This window comes from Peribacillus sp. FSL K6-5616 (assembly GCF_038008245.1).
GTDB lineage: Bacteria > Bacillota > Bacilli > Bacillales > DSM-1321 > Peribacillus > Peribacillus frigoritolerans.
Map to the genome: position 1 here is coordinate 1 of NZ_JBBOYT010000002.1, position 15,585 is coordinate 15,585.

The 15,585-nt window shown below is 34.5% G+C and carries 15 protein-coding genes and 1 pseudogene; 9 read left to right on the forward strand and 7 right to left on the reverse strand.

Annotation, left to right across the window (positions count from 1 at the left end; all coding sequences use genetic code 11):
* Positions 1-494: 494 nt before the first annotated feature.
* The gene (locus tag MHB45_RS26715; RefSeq protein ID WP_340908168.1) at positions 495-713 is read right to left on the reverse strand and encodes a hypothetical protein; all 219 of its coding nucleotides are present in this window, start codon (positions 711-713) and stop codon (positions 495-497) included.
* Between the two features lie 404 nt (positions 714-1,117).
* Here MHB45_RS26715 and MHB45_RS26720 point away from each other — a divergent pair, with 404 nt between their 5' ends.
* The 9 genes and pseudogenes from MHB45_RS26720 to MHB45_RS26760 all read left to right on the forward strand — a co-directional run bounded on the left by MHB45_RS26720 (position 1,118) and on the right by MHB45_RS26760 (position 8,494).
* Positions 1,118-1,660: a hypothetical protein gene (locus MHB45_RS26720; RefSeq protein ID WP_340908169.1), complete on the forward strand. Its 543-nt coding sequence runs from the start codon at positions 1,118-1,120 to the stop codon at positions 1,658-1,660.
* A gap of 95 nt (positions 1,661-1,755) precedes the next feature.
* The gene (locus tag MHB45_RS26725; RefSeq protein ID WP_340908170.1) at positions 1,756-2,103 is read left to right on the forward strand and encodes a hypothetical protein; all 348 of its coding nucleotides are present in this window, start codon (positions 1,756-1,758) and stop codon (positions 2,101-2,103) included.
* A 435-nt stretch (positions 2,104-2,538) separates the two neighbouring features.
* Positions 2,539-2,697 carry a hypothetical protein gene (locus MHB45_RS26730; RefSeq protein ID WP_161802092.1) on the forward strand — a complete coding sequence of 53 codons (159 nt, stop codon included), beginning with the start codon at positions 2,539-2,541 and terminating at the stop codon, positions 2,695-2,697.
* Positions 2,698-3,329: 632 nt separating this feature from the next.
* A pseudogene (locus MHB45_RS26735) lies at positions 3,330-3,781 on the forward strand (JAB domain-containing protein).
* 600 nt (positions 3,782-4,381) lie between these two features.
* Entirely contained in the window at positions 4,382-4,870 is a 489-nt protein-coding gene (locus MHB45_RS26740) for a hypothetical protein (RefSeq protein ID WP_048883297.1), read from the forward strand.
* A complete protein-coding gene (locus MHB45_RS26745; RefSeq protein ID WP_048883304.1) occupies positions 4,854-5,480 on the forward strand; it encodes a hypothetical protein in 627 nt (208 codons plus the stop codon). Before MHB45_RS26740 ends, MHB45_RS26745 begins: the two co-directional genes overlap by 17 nt.
* 416 nt (positions 5,481-5,896) lie before the next feature.
* Positions 5,897-6,028: a hypothetical protein gene (locus MHB45_RS26750; RefSeq protein ID WP_094246567.1), complete on the forward strand. Its 132-nt coding sequence runs from the start codon at positions 5,897-5,899 to the stop codon at positions 6,026-6,028.
* Between the two features lie 1,153 nt (positions 6,029-7,181).
* Positions 7,182-8,075 carry an endonuclease/exonuclease/phosphatase family protein gene (locus MHB45_RS26755; protein ID WP_048883211.1) on the forward strand — a complete coding sequence of 298 codons (894 nt, stop codon included), beginning with the start codon at positions 7,182-7,184 and terminating at the stop codon, positions 8,073-8,075.
* The gene (locus MHB45_RS26760) at positions 8,054-8,494 is read left to right on the forward strand and encodes a hypothetical protein (protein ID WP_048883209.1); all 441 of its coding nucleotides are present in this window, start codon (positions 8,054-8,056) and stop codon (positions 8,492-8,494) included. The genes MHB45_RS26755 and MHB45_RS26760 overlap by 22 nt, the downstream gene beginning before the upstream one ends.
* A 773-nt stretch (positions 8,495-9,267) precedes the next feature.
* On the opposite strand, the gene MHB45_RS26765 is transcribed toward MHB45_RS26760, so the two are convergent.
* From MHB45_RS26765 to MHB45_RS26790, 6 genes are all read right to left on the reverse strand, one after another.
* Positions 9,268-9,708: a hypothetical protein gene (locus tag MHB45_RS26765; RefSeq protein ID WP_340908171.1), complete on the reverse strand. Its 441-nt coding sequence runs from the start codon at positions 9,706-9,708 to the stop codon at positions 9,268-9,270.
* Between the two features lie 130 nt (positions 9,709-9,838).
* Positions 9,839-10,369 carry an AAA family ATPase gene (locus MHB45_RS26770; RefSeq protein ID WP_289352812.1) on the reverse strand — a complete coding sequence of 177 codons (531 nt, stop codon included), beginning with the start codon at positions 10,367-10,369 and terminating at the stop codon, positions 9,839-9,841.
* 369 nt (positions 10,370-10,738) lie between these two features.
* Positions 10,739-11,293: a recombinase family protein gene (locus MHB45_RS26775; RefSeq protein ID WP_340908172.1), complete on the reverse strand. Its 555-nt coding sequence runs from the start codon at positions 11,291-11,293 to the stop codon at positions 10,739-10,741.
* A 1,157-nt stretch (positions 11,294-12,450) separates the two neighbouring features.
* A complete protein-coding gene (locus MHB45_RS26780) occupies positions 12,451-13,203 on the reverse strand; it encodes a 3-oxoacyl-ACP reductase family protein (RefSeq protein ID WP_048883055.1) in 753 nt (250 codons plus the stop codon).
* Between the two features lie 45 nt (positions 13,204-13,248).
* A complete protein-coding gene (locus MHB45_RS26785) occupies positions 13,249-14,709 on the reverse strand; it encodes an NCS1 family transporter (protein ID WP_048883056.1) in 1,461 nt (486 codons plus the stop codon).
* 18 nt (positions 14,710-14,727) lie between these two features.
* The gene (locus MHB45_RS26790) at positions 14,728-15,570 is read right to left on the reverse strand and encodes a carbon-nitrogen hydrolase family protein (protein ID WP_237766667.1); all 843 of its coding nucleotides are present in this window, start codon (positions 15,568-15,570) and stop codon (positions 14,728-14,730) included.
* Positions 15,571-15,585 lie beyond the last annotated feature (15 nt).

Below are 15,585 nucleotides of genomic sequence, written 5' to 3' on the forward strand. Positions count from 1 at the left end.
ATTAGTTCCATAAGAAAAGGAGCTGCTGATCAGCTCCTGGTAATGAAGTAAAGCACCCGTTAGTTCATTAAGCAGAGTTAATATTTTTTATACTTCAGGTAGGTTTATACTTGATCCCTTTGCTCCTACTTGGTTCAAAGAACGTTATAGCTTTAGATTTACCTACTGTTGGTTTTGTAACATTTTTTGCTGGTGGTTATCATAAAATAATTACAAATCGTTTAATGTGAAGCCACAATAAGGGGGGAACAACTATCATCTATGTTGAGGTTTTCGCTATGCTCATGCTTCTTCTCTGTATTGGATTATTTGTTAAAGATTTCATCAATAAAAAGAAAAACAGTCATTAGACTGTTTTTTTTCATTTCTCACTCTTTCTATCCTTTTGGATAATCTCCCGTAGAAATAATACTGCACATGTAAATGATAAAAAAATCACAATTATTTCAATAATATTATTCATACAGTAAGACCTCCATTTATTATGCTCCAATCTATTTACTCAATTTTTCGGGTACAATATTTAAAATAATTAAATATAATTTTTCATTATTAAATTCACCCACATAGACTACTTGATGAATTTCCAGTGCTTCCCCTTCTTTAAGTGTATGAGATTCTTTTATTACGTCTGCAATATGTTTTTCAAAAGAGAAATCGCTATAATAATTCCGTATTGTCCATTCAATAATAATCTGGTTTTGTAAACGCATATGAATTATTTTACACTCCTTTTTATTTACAAAGTGGATGGTGAGTTTCTTCATACCATTAATTTTTGTTACACGATGTCATTTAGTATTAAAATAATTAGGGCTTACCGACTGAGATCTATAAATTGCTTATTATAATATGTTGCTGTTTATATATAATTCGACTTTCTTATCAAACTATCCTGCCCCGTTAGTGCCATAAGAAAAAGGCAACCTCAGCAACCACCCATTGAAGTAAAGCATCCTTACCCTAAATAGAAGTGTAGACATTAATCAACCATAGCCCGATCGTAATATGAAGTAGTTCACGGTTTAGTGGTACTGTACGGTAATAAATATAAACACTACTTAATAACTCATATCTTAAATTCTTCAGGGTATCTTATTTAATAATAAGAAAGGGCGTGATTGTTATTAGGTTATTAAGATTATTTGTCCTATGTATTCCTTTTTCCTTCATATTCACTGGAACAACTTACGCAAGTAATGAAAGTAAAGAATTTGAAAAGTCGCTTTCTGAAGTTGGTTACACTTCAGTACATCATGCTTTACAAGATAGCAATAAGCATTTTAATCATATTATTTCTTTGCCTATTCAATTACCTCCAGTACCGTTCACTCATAATTACGGCAGGTTTAATAACCTTGAAGGTAATATCAATGATGGCTTTGAGGCAGAATATTTTAATAAAGACCTATCTGAAAACCACTATGCGATTCGAGTTAGACCGGTTGAAAATAAAATTAAATTTAAAAAAGGTAATATTGACAAAACCTTCATATTAAATGATAGTAATACTGCCATATATAGTACCAAGGCTTCTGGAGTGGTTAACCTTTTAATTTTCGAAAAAGATGGATGGCAATATATGTTAAGTGTTGATAAAAGAATTTCTAATAAAGTAACATCGGAAATATTGGTAGAAATCGCAAATTCCATTAAATAAATTACCACACAGTTTGTGTCAACTCTACAATAAGTCTTATAGAACTGACAGGCGCTTTAGTTCACTAAAAGAAAAAAGGAGAGTACATATTATACATGGCTAATATGTACTCTCCTTTATATATTAAGGTTTTTTATAAATTAGGTCTTGATAAGGTTATTAATTATCAATACACTGATGCAGTCATAACCGGATTACGAAAAGATGAATTTGGATTGCTGCTGGGGATTAAAGTAGATAACCGAATAAAGCCTGCTGGAATAATGGAATTTGTCACTCCTGTAGCAAGGAAGCAGTTCTATAATCGATATCAAGATTTTATTGTAGATGAAAACAATAAATTCATTTACTTGGATCCAAAGATTAAATGTAGAGTTAAGTTTAGAAACTATACAAAGAATGGTTTGCTACGCATTCCATCTTTCGTTGAATATATATTATAAGCGTCTATCCATTGGGTAGGCGTTTTTATGTTCCAAGCAAGCCATGAACAAATTAGGCATTACCCTGGTAGTTATTTTTATATTTGTAGGGAAATGGAATTTTTATATTGAGAAACCTAAGTCAGCAATTGCACGTCGTATTGGTTTAAACCAGAAAATATATTAGTTGATTAAGATGAATAATAAAACCATGTTATTTAACCTAACATGTCATTTGATTTTTTTTCCATTACCAATTATATTTATAAAATACCTTCACTTAAGTCTGTCTAAATCCTAGAAAAGAGAGGAATTTTATTGAAGTGTTTGGTTAAAAAAAAGAAAAATAAATGGGGAAATAAACATTTATTTGAGGAGCCAATGATCCAGAAAGTTTAACATTTAAAAATTAGTCCTCTTTGGTTAAAGAAAATGATAAACAAAGGTGGGTTTAAGATGGGGTTGTTAGGTAGGGTGGTATTTTTAAAAAGATTACGAGAAGAGCTGTTGGAAAAAAGAAAACAAGGAGCCACTGAGCTTCAAATTGATGAAATTGACAAGCAAATACGGAAGATTAATCTAGAGATACAGAATATGAGAAATATGATGGAATAAATATTTTCATAAATTACGACTTGATCGATGAGTTTATTTTATTTGTTGACCATTTCAAATAAATGGAGCGTTTCTACAACATTCTGTACATGTCGCTTCGGCATTAAATATTCGATAACGATGAACTGTACGACTCTTGCTTCGCCTAAATTCCGTAGGTACCTGTACCAATTACGGCTACTGCCGCCAGACCGAACGAGCCGGAAACCGTAAGAATAAGGGATTAAAGGATTAATAGAATAAAAGGTCACAAGGATAGCAGCCGTGCGGCTGCTTTTTTTTATTTTTTCCCTTTGCCTTCCGAATCGTAAAACAGCGCAGGCCGGCTAACCTCCCAGCCGGTAGGACACCCGAACCTTTCCGGCAGGAAGCTAAGGCGGCCAGTCAATCGATCAAGGGGCAAAAAACTTTTTGATTAGGGGCGCTATCGCAACATCAAAAACTTTTTGTGCTTAATCCCTTGACCGATTACCTATGCGTGTCTTTCGTTCTACATGTCAAAGGGGAAAAATAATCCCCCTTTGGGGAACTAATTCGCTTCGCAAGGCAAATGAAAATAGGAAAGAAAAACCCACCAGAGAAAAACCAAAAGGGCAACAAATAAAAAATTAAAATGAAAAGGAGTTTTGAAAATGGAATTAACCCCAATTTTTGAAGTGGTACGAATTAAGCAGGAAATCAGGGAAATGGTTGAGCCATTTGCGGCCTTTCAAATTCGCAATCCAGAAGATGCCCGAGAATTAGCCGCAGCGCAAATCGCAAACGAGGACAGGGAAGTTTTTCTTGTCATGATGCTCAACACGAAAAATCATGTTGTAGGTCTTCATCGGGCGCATGTGGGAAGCCTAAATGCGAGTGTCGTCCATCCTAGAGATGTGCTGAAATGCGCCATTTTAAACAACGCGGCTTCCCTTATTGTCAGTCATCAGCACCATCGGGTGACCCAACCCCGAGTATGGAAGACATTGAAGTCACAAAGCGATTGGCGGAAGCAGGGAAAATTATTGGGATTGAAGTTTTAGACCATTTGATTGTTTCCCATACGGGTAAGTATGTTAGCTTAAAAGAAAAGGGGTATTTATAATAAGAAAAAAGACGAGCAAGAGGGGGATGATTCTCCCTTTTGTATTCTAGGGACTGAGTACCTTTGGAAAGCACTGAAGGAAACAACCAATAAAAGGAGGCACACCGGCTGGATCGTCAGCTGGTGCGTTCACGCATGGTGAAAAAACCTCCGTTTTTTCTCGATTTAGAGCAGGCATCGAGCCTGCTTGACGGTTGCTTGATGCAACCTCTAAAACTTACAGTAGCCCCTTCAGGTAGAAGGAACAGTTTGCTGAGCAAATATTCTACACGTAATAAAAGTCAGAATGTTATTCCTTCGCTTTCTTCTTACTTTATCTTTATCTTTACAATTTTTCCTCCGGCCTTTTTACCCGCCTGTTCCATTAGTTTCGCAAACTGCTTCTTTATCTCCGTATCCTTTTTGTTCTTTTTCATCATATATATCCCTCGCAATTTAATATTCTTGCTAAATAGTATCGCCATGGTAAAGGAAGCTCATACATTCCCCGGTTCTAAAGTGACCTCTTCCCCACTATATTGTTAGTAAAGTGGAAAACTGGCAAAGTGACCCTAAGGTATGTTCCCATTTTTCAGAATGAGAGGAGAGAGGAGGGAAGGGATGACATCATTAAACCCTTTTTTCGAGGAAATGAAGAAAAAGGATCCAAAACCAAAAGCTATTCAAAAAACATCTTCCGAAGGTTCTTCGTACCAAATAACGTCGGTGAGGAAAGTCAGGAAAGACAAGCAGCACGACATTAAGTTCCCTGTCGATTATGTCATGAAGGTCAAGCTCCGGACGCTGTGCAAAACGTTAAATCCGATATATAAGCAAAAAACGGGAAAATCCTTGACGCAAACGGCCTGCAATACCTTATTGCTAAGGTTCGGTTTGACTAAATGGAAGGATGTGAATTATGCAATGGACTATACGGACACGAAGGAATATATGCATACCTACTTGCTGGAAACGGAATACGGCGAAAGGGGAGGATTGCATGAAGTCGCCATCTTGAAGGACCTGTCCGATCGGAGGGTTGCCTTTTGCATGATCCATCATACGGTTACCTGGTTAGAAAGAGGGGGTTCCATTGAAGAAATCCTATAGTCAATTCAGTCTTTTATCGAACAAGCTGCTTTATGGGACAAAGGAAAAAAAGAGTTTTTTTGATTACTTCTTGCCAAAATATCGATATCTTCAGATTGAGATACCCTATTATGAATTTTTAAGGGGGGAGGTATTCGTCGAAGACATGAAGGATTTGTTTGAAGAGGCTCCGCAAAACCTAAGTTTGTATCACCTTATTGCCCTCTTATACTTCGATTTTCTGGAACAAGTAAAAAAAGGGGCCAAATATGAACAGCTCTGTCCCTTTTTGATTTCTTCCAAGAAAAAATTCCTGGAACGGCCGATGATTGAAAAAAGGGTATTGAAGCAGGTGACGAGCAACCTTTTCTCTTTCGAGCAAAGGGAAGAGGAAATCGAGGTGACCTCAGAAGAAAAACGAGCAGAGATCACCCTTCGAATAAAGGAGTCGGAGATTTACCGGGGGGAGGTATTCCTGCACGACATTTCCCCATACTTGATGGATGAAGAGTTGAAGGTCGAGGATTTACTGGTGATTTTGTTCATGGACTTTCTGAAAAGGATTAAAGAAAAGGGAAACTCAAGCCAAGCCATGAAGGCCATTTTATTGAACTTTGAGGATTACTTTTGATAAGCGGTCAAAAAACTAGGCACAGAAAGGATATCTCACAACCAACCTTTTATTAAAAATCTTTTGCACTGAGGTTCAAGGGTGATGAAATCCTGCGATTAAGCGAGCATTTGTAACGCTACTACTTCTGAATTCATTTATAAGGACCTCTTTCGGTTTTCACGTAGTGAATAGGGTGCAATTGAATTTGAACATCGAAGGGATATAAGTTTTGATGGGGATATTTTTGAATCATTACAAGAGAGGACTCTAAACGGGTTTACTCTTTTTGTGTGATTGAAATAATGTTGTCCGCGGTCTGTACGGTCTGTCTTTTTGCTAGTTAGCGATGTGCTACATCCAGGTGAGGCGTATAAAATTTGGAGGCAAGAGTAAGCTAACATACGTATATAAGCTGCCATGGGAGGTGAATAAGTATGAGTAATGATGCAAGAGGTTCTAAAAAAAATAAACCAAATGATGCAAACCATGTGAATGCTGAGACGAAAGCCAATCAAAGACGAATTTCAGAAAAGAATAACCAAGAGAATAATGATAAGAAAGAATAATGGGAAGGTTCAGTAGGGACTGATCTTTTTTGATTCCACTATAAACTTCTTCTCATATAACAAATAAAGAATATAGAAAAAATTATTACTAGAGAACTGATATATCGACATCAGTTCTCTTTATTGATTTATCACCCGAAAAAGAAGGCCATATTCAAGACCATACACCTCGATAGAATATATAATGTTAAAAGTGGTCTCTATAAATATAAGATCGTTTCCTTTTGTTAGAGTTACTTCCTAATTGAAACCATCTTTTACATAAGCTCGCAGGTGGGAGTAATCTCATCTAACTTTAATGCCTCACTAATCAACCCTGAGGCAAATCCAAGGTCTACTACTGAATTCTTTGACAAAGTAGGCAACATTTTATAGGTAATTAACTGCTCTTCATCAAACTTTAGGTGGTATTCCTCAACAAAAGATGAAAAGACCTCACTATCAAAAAGAAAATAATAATTAAGCATCCCTTCATTTTCACTATGATAAAATGGGGAATATATCCATTTGATACCTGACCTTACTACTATACAATCATTATCCTTTAATGATTGATGCAGCTTTTCCCAGGTGTCTAAAATCAGGAGGACGAAGTTTTGGGACTCCAATCCCAGATAAGTATTCACGAAAGGATATAGAGCCAAAAATACCTGAATTTACTTTCTTTCCTTAAGAATCATCATTATATTAATTTATTAAGTATTTTTATTAGAAACGTTTCTAGTCACTAAATTCTGTTGATTGATATGGTATCGGCAGTTCTTTTACTAATTGAGTAATTACATAAACTTTTGATGCGTATTGATTAGTCTCATGTTTACCTTTATGTATTTGAAAAAATTGCTACGGTACAGCGGGTGTAAATATATGACAACTGTTCGCGTAGCTTTTCACAATACCCTTCAGATTTTACTTTTTACAGTCATAAAAAAATGTGGGACTCTTTCTTGTCCAAGATTTTTAATAACTCAATAATAACACTTTATTAAGTCAATTTACCTGGTAAAATAGTAATAATAGGGTAATTAAGGAGAGGGAGTTTATACATAGGTAGAAACTGCTCTTAAGATAGGACTGAGACAAAAAATTAAGAGTATTTCTATAAATAAATATTAAGGTTATATAAAATTTCTATAAACGAGAGGTAAGAGACTTGTTAAACTTAAATGTTTTATTTTGGAATATAGATGGACATAAAAAAAATCATGATTATAAATTAGCAATTCGAGCTCTTTTAAAACTCACAAGAGATAAACAGTTCGATGTGATAATGCTGGCTGAGTGTGAAGATGAATTAATAAGAAGAAAAATTGAGAAGAGGTTAAAACACCTTAATCCTGTTTATAAAAATCAATCTGTTGCGGGTTCAAAGGTAATGGTAATACATAAACTAAAGAAAGGGCAGAATAAAATAACAAAGATTCAGGTCAAGGATGAACCAAGGTATAGTTACATGGTGATAAATAATTTACTACTAGTAGGGGTACATCTGTTGGCAAGGGGGCAGGGCACGACGTCAAAGGATCTTTATAAAGAAGCTGAATATATTAAGAGGAAAATTGTTGATTTGGGAGCATCTAAAAAAACCGATGGTATTATAATTGCAGGGGACTTTAATTTAGATCCGTTTGAAGAAGGGATGATTTCAAAAGAGGGCTTCAATGCCAGTTTTTCAAAAGATGTAGCTGGTAGAAAACCAATTAAACGGACTTATGGCATTACCACATATAAGCATCCTTATTTTTACAACCCTTCTTGGCATCTACATGGTAATATTCATAATAAGTCACAAGGAACATTTTATAAGAATGACTCGGAGAATAGGGTTTTTTACCACATGCTTGACCAAGTAATAATGAGTAAAAAGCTAATAGAACATTTTAATCTAGCAAGTTTTAAAATAGTAACAGAGTATAAGTTCTCAGGAAAAGAATTTAGTTTAATTGGGAAAGGTGGAAGGCCTGAAAAAAAGTATTCTGATCATTTGCCTATTAGATTTAAAATATCTGAAAAAGTGGTGAAAAAATGGAAGATAAAAAGAAGATAAAAGCAGTTTCTTCTTATAAGCGTAAAAGGTCAAAATATAGATTAATCAGAAAAAGGAAAACGTGGAAAGTCAAGATAATTAAGGGAGAAGATGAACCTTTATTTGAGGACCTTTTTAAACCAAGGTTGTTGCTCCATGATTTTAAAGATTATTACCAAAAAATTCAGAGCATTGAGACTGTTGAAATAGTGGAAAAACCTCTAGGTATTAACGAGTTATTAGAATTTAACTTAAATGATAATGAGGGTAGAAGCTTTGCACTTTTTTGGTTGATTTATAAAAAAGGAACAGAGGTAGCTTTCCCAATGAATCTTATAGCAGTTGAGAATAGCTATAAAATTAGAAACATTGAGCATCTAATGAAGAGAATAGAGATTATCCTTGATGAAAGAGTCTCATTAATGAGGAAATATTACTAATAAATAACCATTATAGGACCAATTATTTTGTTCCATTAATTGGGGGATACTCTATATAGACACGAGGATGCGGTTTAAACTTAGTTTGTTTAAAATTAACATTGTTATTTACTTTTAAATTTTTCAAATCCATGGTAAATAACAATGTTAAGACGAGATTTAAAATGGTTGTCTTGGTCCATAAAATTATAAAAGGCCATTTTTAGTACTTTAATATTTAACAGATTTTAGTTATTAGTATCCGTAAACAGAGAATTAAATGGGATGGCCTTTATGTATAATATATAATGTGAAGATTATAAATTGATTAATTAAAAAGTGAAACTTTCTTGAAATTATATAAACCGTCTCACTATCACAAGACTACTTGGTATTTCGAGATATGATTTTGTGTATTTATATGTCTTCCTATAATATATGTTATGTAAACTAGAAAAAATATTTAATAAAAATGATCCTTTCCTTTCATGTTATATGTACGAAGACACAAAGTTAAGTACATTGGGGACATGAATTTGAGTACATAGAGTTATTAATCCACTCAAAACCGCACCAATTCAATCACTAAACTGTTTTGAGATACAAAATCGAGTACATTACAAACAATACAGTCATACAAATTTATCTGTAAACACAAAAGGGAAGGAAATATCTATACCCTCCCTTTTTCGAACAACATATATTTTTAATCTTCTTGATTACTTTATAAAAAGATTGATTATTTTTGTGATCCTTAATGAACTAACGCACCCGTTAGTTCATTAAGGAATGATTCAATATTCAACTATATTTAGCCATTGACCATCAGGACCAATGGTTATGTGAGGGATTTTATTTGATTCAAATATGTTGTAAATATCAATGTTTTTCTTGTTTAGTCTATTTAAATGTTGAGATACATCAGTCTCTGAAAACACTAACAAATCCATTGTTGTAGACCGTAAGTAAAATTTATATATATTTTGTTTCTTTCTATCCTTTACATATCCTAAAAACCCTATTGTTCTTGGAAAAATGCGTGTTAGAGGGAACGGAAATTTATTAATTATAATAAAATCATTTGAAAGTTCGTTAAATAATTCTTCTTCCCATTCAGGAATAACGGCATAGATATAACAGTCTTGCTTATAAATGCCATTGATTATACCAACAAACTCCTGTTCATCTATTTCTTCGTCAAGCAATATTTCCCTTACCTTCGGAACACTTTTCAACCAAATCACCCCTTTGTCTAGATTATACAATTTGATTTGGGTGTTTTCCTTCTTCAACTAACCTGCCCCGATAGTTCCATAAGAAAAGAGCTGCCTTAGAGACAGCTCCGATCTTCAGCTAATGCACATGTTAGTTGAAGTAATTTTTAATTTCTTTCGTATTTGTCACAACTAATATCTTATTTTTGTATATCCCAAATTTATTATAGAAATTCGGTTTCCCTACTTCTTCAAAGTATCTATTCCACTTAAACATTTTAAAAAATATATTTAAGGTGGGTTTATAGTTTGACCTTTCTAATCCAATCTTTTGTAAGATAAATCTTTTTATTATTCGATAGGTTCTCACTGAATAATTTGTATCTAAGAAAATAATTAATTCCGCATTACGAAAACTATTAGACACCCATTCTTCATTATGAACCCCCTCTACAATCCATGTTTCAGAATGAATAATAGTATTAAAATGTTCTTCTCGTTCTTCTTCAGTTCTTCTAATATCTCCAGATTCATACCTTTTCCAAATAACATTATCCAATTCATAAAGTGGGATATTTAACTTAGAGGATAACTCTCTTGCTAAGGTTGTTTTTCCACTACCAACTGAACCTATAATATGTATTTTATTTGGATTTATTTTCAATAAGTCCACCACCGTCATTAGAGTTCTCTGCATATCAAATTTATTCTATTTATTTATTGGAATGTCCTCTTCCAACTTTCATTAATCTACCCCGTTAGTTGAACAACTAAAAATCTAACCTAGAGTCATTTAACAATTCAATAACACAATGTTACAATAACACAAATGTATAATGTAAATTATGAGTACACTCATAGTAGACAATTAAAAATGCTATTTTAAGTGGATTTTGTGTTTGAAATTTAAGTTGTATAAATGAATTAGATAAGTAGATTGAAAGGATGTCACTTTAGACTATAATTTGCACTTATTTTAAGTGCTATTTTGCACATGCAACTTTAAAACCAGCTACCTTCATAAGAGAAGATTAGCTGGGTTTCTTCATTTTTACTGCTTTTCTAAATAGCGATAAATCGTTGTTCGAGATACGCCCCATTTTTCTGCGACGTCTTTAATCGGTGTACCATTTTTAATTAGGGACTTCATCATTTCAATATCTTTCGGTCCAAATTTTTCAGGACGTCCACCAAGACGACCACGTGCTCTAGCTGCAGCTCGTCCGGCAGCCGAGCGTTCCTCAATTAAATTACGTTCAAATTCCGCAAATGCCGCAAATAGATGAAACATCAATTGGCCTGTGGCATTGCTTTTGTCCATTGTTAAATTTTCTTGTAGACTGTGGAAGCCCACACCACGTTCATTTAAGTTATTCACAATTTGAATTAAATCCTGCATATTGCGTCCTAATCGATCCAATCGCCAAACAACAATCGTATCGCCTTCACGTGCATACTGAAGTGCTTCCTCTAAACCAGGGCGCTGTCTTTTTGCCCCACTCATTTTATCGTGAAAAATTTTGGAACAGCCATATTGGGTAAGAGCGTCTATCTGTAAATCTAAATTTTGTAATCCCGTCGACACTCGTGCATATCCAATTAACACTCAAATCACTCTTTCTTATTTTTCTATTATATTTATTGTAACATAAGATAAAAATAGATAAGTTATTGAACATAGAATAATGAACAGAGTTTTGTTGCAATAAAGGTAATAAAAAACGTCTTTTTCTAATCGAACAATGATGTGTTCAGAAAAGGACGAGTTTTGTAACATATATTCAGTTTTAAAATATTAGCATATTATTATTTTGATAAAGAGCGCTTTTTAGATTTTGTTCCGCAATCGGGCCATTTAACATGAAAAGATTTCCATACTGCTTATAATGATCACACTTTTGCCTTCCATATAAAGAATGTACTCACTTTTGGTTCTACTGATTAGACACAAAAGTGAGTACATTAATTTGTGAAATGGTTGATTAATAAGCAATTATAGATACCTTAAATGTTCTTGCTTTTATGACCTTCTACACCTACTCTATTATATATACTCTGAATCTTACAAGTTGTTGTTCTTAGGTAATATAACTATTCGTATAATACAATTTTTACGAATGAATGATTCAACCTATCTTCAATCTTTTTTTTAGCATCCAATTTTCCATCATAAACTCTTTCCAGATGCATTCCCTTTTGGTAGGTCATATAAATATTATTAGGATCTTGGAAACCATGATGTACTTCGCATATAACCCGTATAGGTTTTTAAATTCCTTCAATGCTTCTAAGCTATTCGAACCCCAGTAAGTTCAAGCTTTTGAGCAGCTAGATACCTTAACGCCGACTTTAAACCTCCTTCTCCAGTTACTCTAAGAGCAGGCATTATATATCCCTACTGTCTCGTCTTTAAACAATAACTCGGTAGAATATAAATGAATTAAACCACCCTATAAATCCAGGACGGTGTCTCATCGTCCTGGATTTATAGGATTGGCGCTATTAAAGGAATGGTTGCTTATATAATAAGTGGTCAGGATAAGGGGACATTCGTGAAAGATTCAACAAAGAATTAAACACCCTTATTAGTGTAGGATTCCGTTTGATTTTTTATCAAAATTAAATGGCATTATCTTATACATCAACTACTATTGAATTGAATTTGAAATAAGAAAAACGCTTGATGTGGACGCTCACTAATGTCATCTCTCATTATCTATACTTTAATTAAGCATTTGAATCCCTGAAAATGTGAGTGATCTATTAAAACATTACATCCCCGCAATTAGGTCCTAATGTTTGACCGGTATAGATATTCCCGTCTGGATCAGAAGCTAATAACACTGCAGTAGGAGCGACCTCTTCTACTTTCCCAAATCTTGGAATGGCAAGTTCGCTTCTTTTTTGCCGTTTCCACTCTTCTTCGATGGCATAGAATAATTCTGTTTCTATGGGACCAGGAGCAATGCAGTTAGCGGTAATATTATAAGCACCTAATTCTAATGCAATTGATTTAGTAAATCCAATTACTCCTGCCTTTGCTGCAGCATAATGACTTAACTCAATTCCACCTTTTTGTGCGGTTTGAGAAGCGATATTTATGATACGACCATACTTTTGATTTATCATATGGTTTACTACAGATCTTGTAGTTAAAAAGACAGATTTTAGATCGATGTTTATCATTTGATCCCAAGTTTCGACAGTCATGTCCTTAATCAGGCTTTGCGTCAGGATACCGGCATTGTTAACCAAAATATCAATATGACCATATTCAACTAATGTCTTTTCAACTAGTTCAGATACTACTTTTTCTTGAGAAATATCTCCTTCGGTTACGATTACCATACTACCATACTCGTATAATTCTTCTAGTAACTTTTGGACTTCTTCCTTTTGCATTCCATAGAGATTAAGTGATAAATGGGCACCCTCTTTAGCAAAAGCAAGGGCTATCCCTTTTCCAATACCTCGTCCTGCTCCAGTTACAATGGCCACCTTATCTTTCAACTTCATATCATTTCTCCTTTATTACCCCTATAGGAATTATTTCTTTAGCTTTTATTGTGCTTCTTTGATACCTGTTATTTCTGCATCTTTTAGTGGTAATTCATCAATTGAAATATACCAATCACGACCGACTGTCGTCCCTAAAAATTCATCAGAGTAATTTGATTCGATTTCTTTTTGAGGATGTTTTTTGAAATACCAAAATTTAGTCAAAATATAATAAGTGATCATTCCTGTAGGGAAGCCAACAATATACATATACTCTAAAAAGTAGATGGCTAATCCTCCTGCAAAAACCCAAGAAATCATCCCTGCCCAATTTATTCCTTTGTAAAATTTATATTGACCTTCTGTATCGTAAAGGTCTATTACGTTAAGTCGTCTTTTTCTGATAATGTAATAGTCACAAATCATAATTCCAGCAAGCGATGATAGAACGGCTCCGTAATAGCCAAGAAAGATGGATAATTGGTCTAATATTGCCCATGGTTGGAATAAGGTCCCGATAATACCTGCAAGTATAATCCCTGTAGAATAAGATAAATTAATCTTAGCTCCCGCATTTACAAAAGTTAGTGAAGCAGGGATTAGGTTAGCTGCCGAGTTAGTTGACCACTGAGCAAGAACTACCATTAAAAGAATAACTACCATGATCCAACCCGTTGATATTTCTTGTACAACTTCTATAGGATTCCAATTACCCGTAGCTAAGAAACTTACGGCCCCGATGACTCCCATGAAGGTTTGAACCGTTGGTAATGCAGTCAGATGGGGAATGATATTATTCTTGTTCCGTTTAAACCAATTTCGTTCATTTTTTGGTGCCTTTAAGTATCGTGTGATATTAGGGATATCAACAGCTAACGCAGACCAAAAGCCCATGTTTGTTGCCATCACTAATAACCAAGTTGTATTATTACTAGTTCCTTCGTACGTAAGGATGTTCGTTCCATTGTCCGCAGCAATCCCGGAAATTTGGAAAAAGATCCAGATTGATATTAAAATAATAGATGGGGCTGCAATGACTGCAAAGCGGTCAACCGCTTTTATTCCCAAGGATGCCTGGATAATTTGAACAGCAGCAAATATAACATACCAAAGGAACCATGAGTCAAATCCTGTTATATCGTGAAAAATGTAGTTGATTGCGGTGGCTCCTAAATAAGTCTGAATCCCAAACCAAATCGATGCAACAATCCCTTTACTTATAGAGGGAATATGAACACCCATCGTACCAAATGGAGCCCTTAAATAAGCTGAGAAGGATAATCCATGTTCCACACCAATATCAGCAGTTAAACTAGCAATAATAGCAATAACAATATTAGCGATAAATATGGCTCCTGCTACTTCCCACACCGACATGGAATCTATTCCATTGGCCCCAATTTGAAAGGTGGCAATGATAACGGCCATCCCCACCCAAATATTAAAGAATCCAAATCCGGATATGACTCGGTCCTTACTTGTTATTGGTAATATATCTTTTGAAATTAAATTATTCTTTTTCATTAAGGTCCTCCCTATTAACTATAATTTGTGTAAAACTCCATTTGATTTGTTTTCGTTTAGGTTTTTTAGCTCACGAATGACTATTTCATTATTTAAATCGCGAAGATAGGGAATCGTCTTTCTTTGCTCACTAACTTTATTCATATCAATTTCCGTCACAATTACTTCATTTTCTTTTGTTGCTTCCGCTAGAATGTTTCCTTTAGGATCCAAGATACGGCTATGGCCCCCAAAAATGGTCTCACCCTTTTCAATTCCAGTACGATTAGCCGCTATAACATAGCAACCATTTTCCAATGCTCTTGCTTTAGTGGCAATATCCCATGCATAATACCTTTCTTCACCAAAGGCTGAAGGATAAATGATTAAATCTGCCCCTTTAAGAGCTAAAATTCTTGCCCCTTCTGGAAAGCCCACCTCATAGCATATTTGCATTCCCATAGTGGCCCATTCTAGCTTGAATACTGGATATTTCTCTCCGCTTACAAATCTTTTTACTTCTTGATCCCATAAATGAATTTTTTGATATTTGCCCTTTAACCCCTCTTTATCCACGACCAAACTTGTATCATAGATTTGATTATTCTCTTTTTCCAATATGCAAGCTATGATGGTCATGTTAAATTCCTGGGCTCTAACTATCAACCAATCACTCGTTTCTCCAGGAATGGTTTCTGCTAAACTAGCATCTTGATCTTCGACTCGATAAGCTGTATTAAAAAGTTCAGGTAATACACTAATTTTCGCTCCTCTTTCCGCAGCTTCCCTCATTAGCTGATAAGCCCTTTCCAGATTCGCTTTTTTGTTTCCCATTTCACAATTCATCTGTATAGAGGCTACTTTGACTTTTCTATTCGACAATGGATTCCCTCCTGA

What these genes read in the sequence shown, in the direction of transcription:
- MHB45_RS26715 (WP_340908168.1), bottom strand. Translation starts at nt 713, where the DNA reads ATGCGTTTACAAAACCAGATTATTATTGAATGGACAATACGGAATTAT.
- MHB45_RS26725 (WP_340908170.1), top strand. Translation starts at nt 1,756, where the DNA reads ATGGCTAATATGTACTCTCCTTTATATATTAAGGTTTTTTATAAATTA.
- MHB45_RS26730 (WP_161802092.1), top strand. Translation starts at nt 2,539, where the DNA reads ATGGGGTTGTTAGGTAGGGTGGTATTTTTAAAAAGATTACGAGAAGAG.
- MHB45_RS26740 (WP_048883297.1), top strand. Translation starts at nt 4,382, where the DNA reads ATGACATCATTAAACCCTTTTTTCGAGGAAATGAAGAAAAAGGATCCA.
- MHB45_RS26750 (WP_094246567.1), top strand. Translation starts at nt 5,897, where the DNA reads ATGAGTAATGATGCAAGAGGTTCTAAAAAAAATAAACCAAATGATGCA.
- MHB45_RS26760 (WP_048883209.1), top strand. Translation starts at nt 8,054, where the DNA reads ATGGAAGATAAAAAGAAGATAAAAGCAGTTTCTTCTTATAAGCGTAAA.
- MHB45_RS26770 (WP_289352812.1), bottom strand. Translation starts at nt 10,369, where the DNA reads ATGACGGTGGTGGACTTATTGAAAATAAATCCAAATAAAATACATATT.
- MHB45_RS26780 (WP_048883055.1), bottom strand. Translation starts at nt 13,203, where the DNA reads ATGAAGTTGAAAGATAAGGTGGCCATTGTAACTGGAGCAGGACGAGGT.
- MHB45_RS26785 (WP_048883056.1), bottom strand. Translation starts at nt 14,709, where the DNA reads ATGAAAAAGAATAATTTAATTTCAAAAGATATATTACCAATAACAAGT.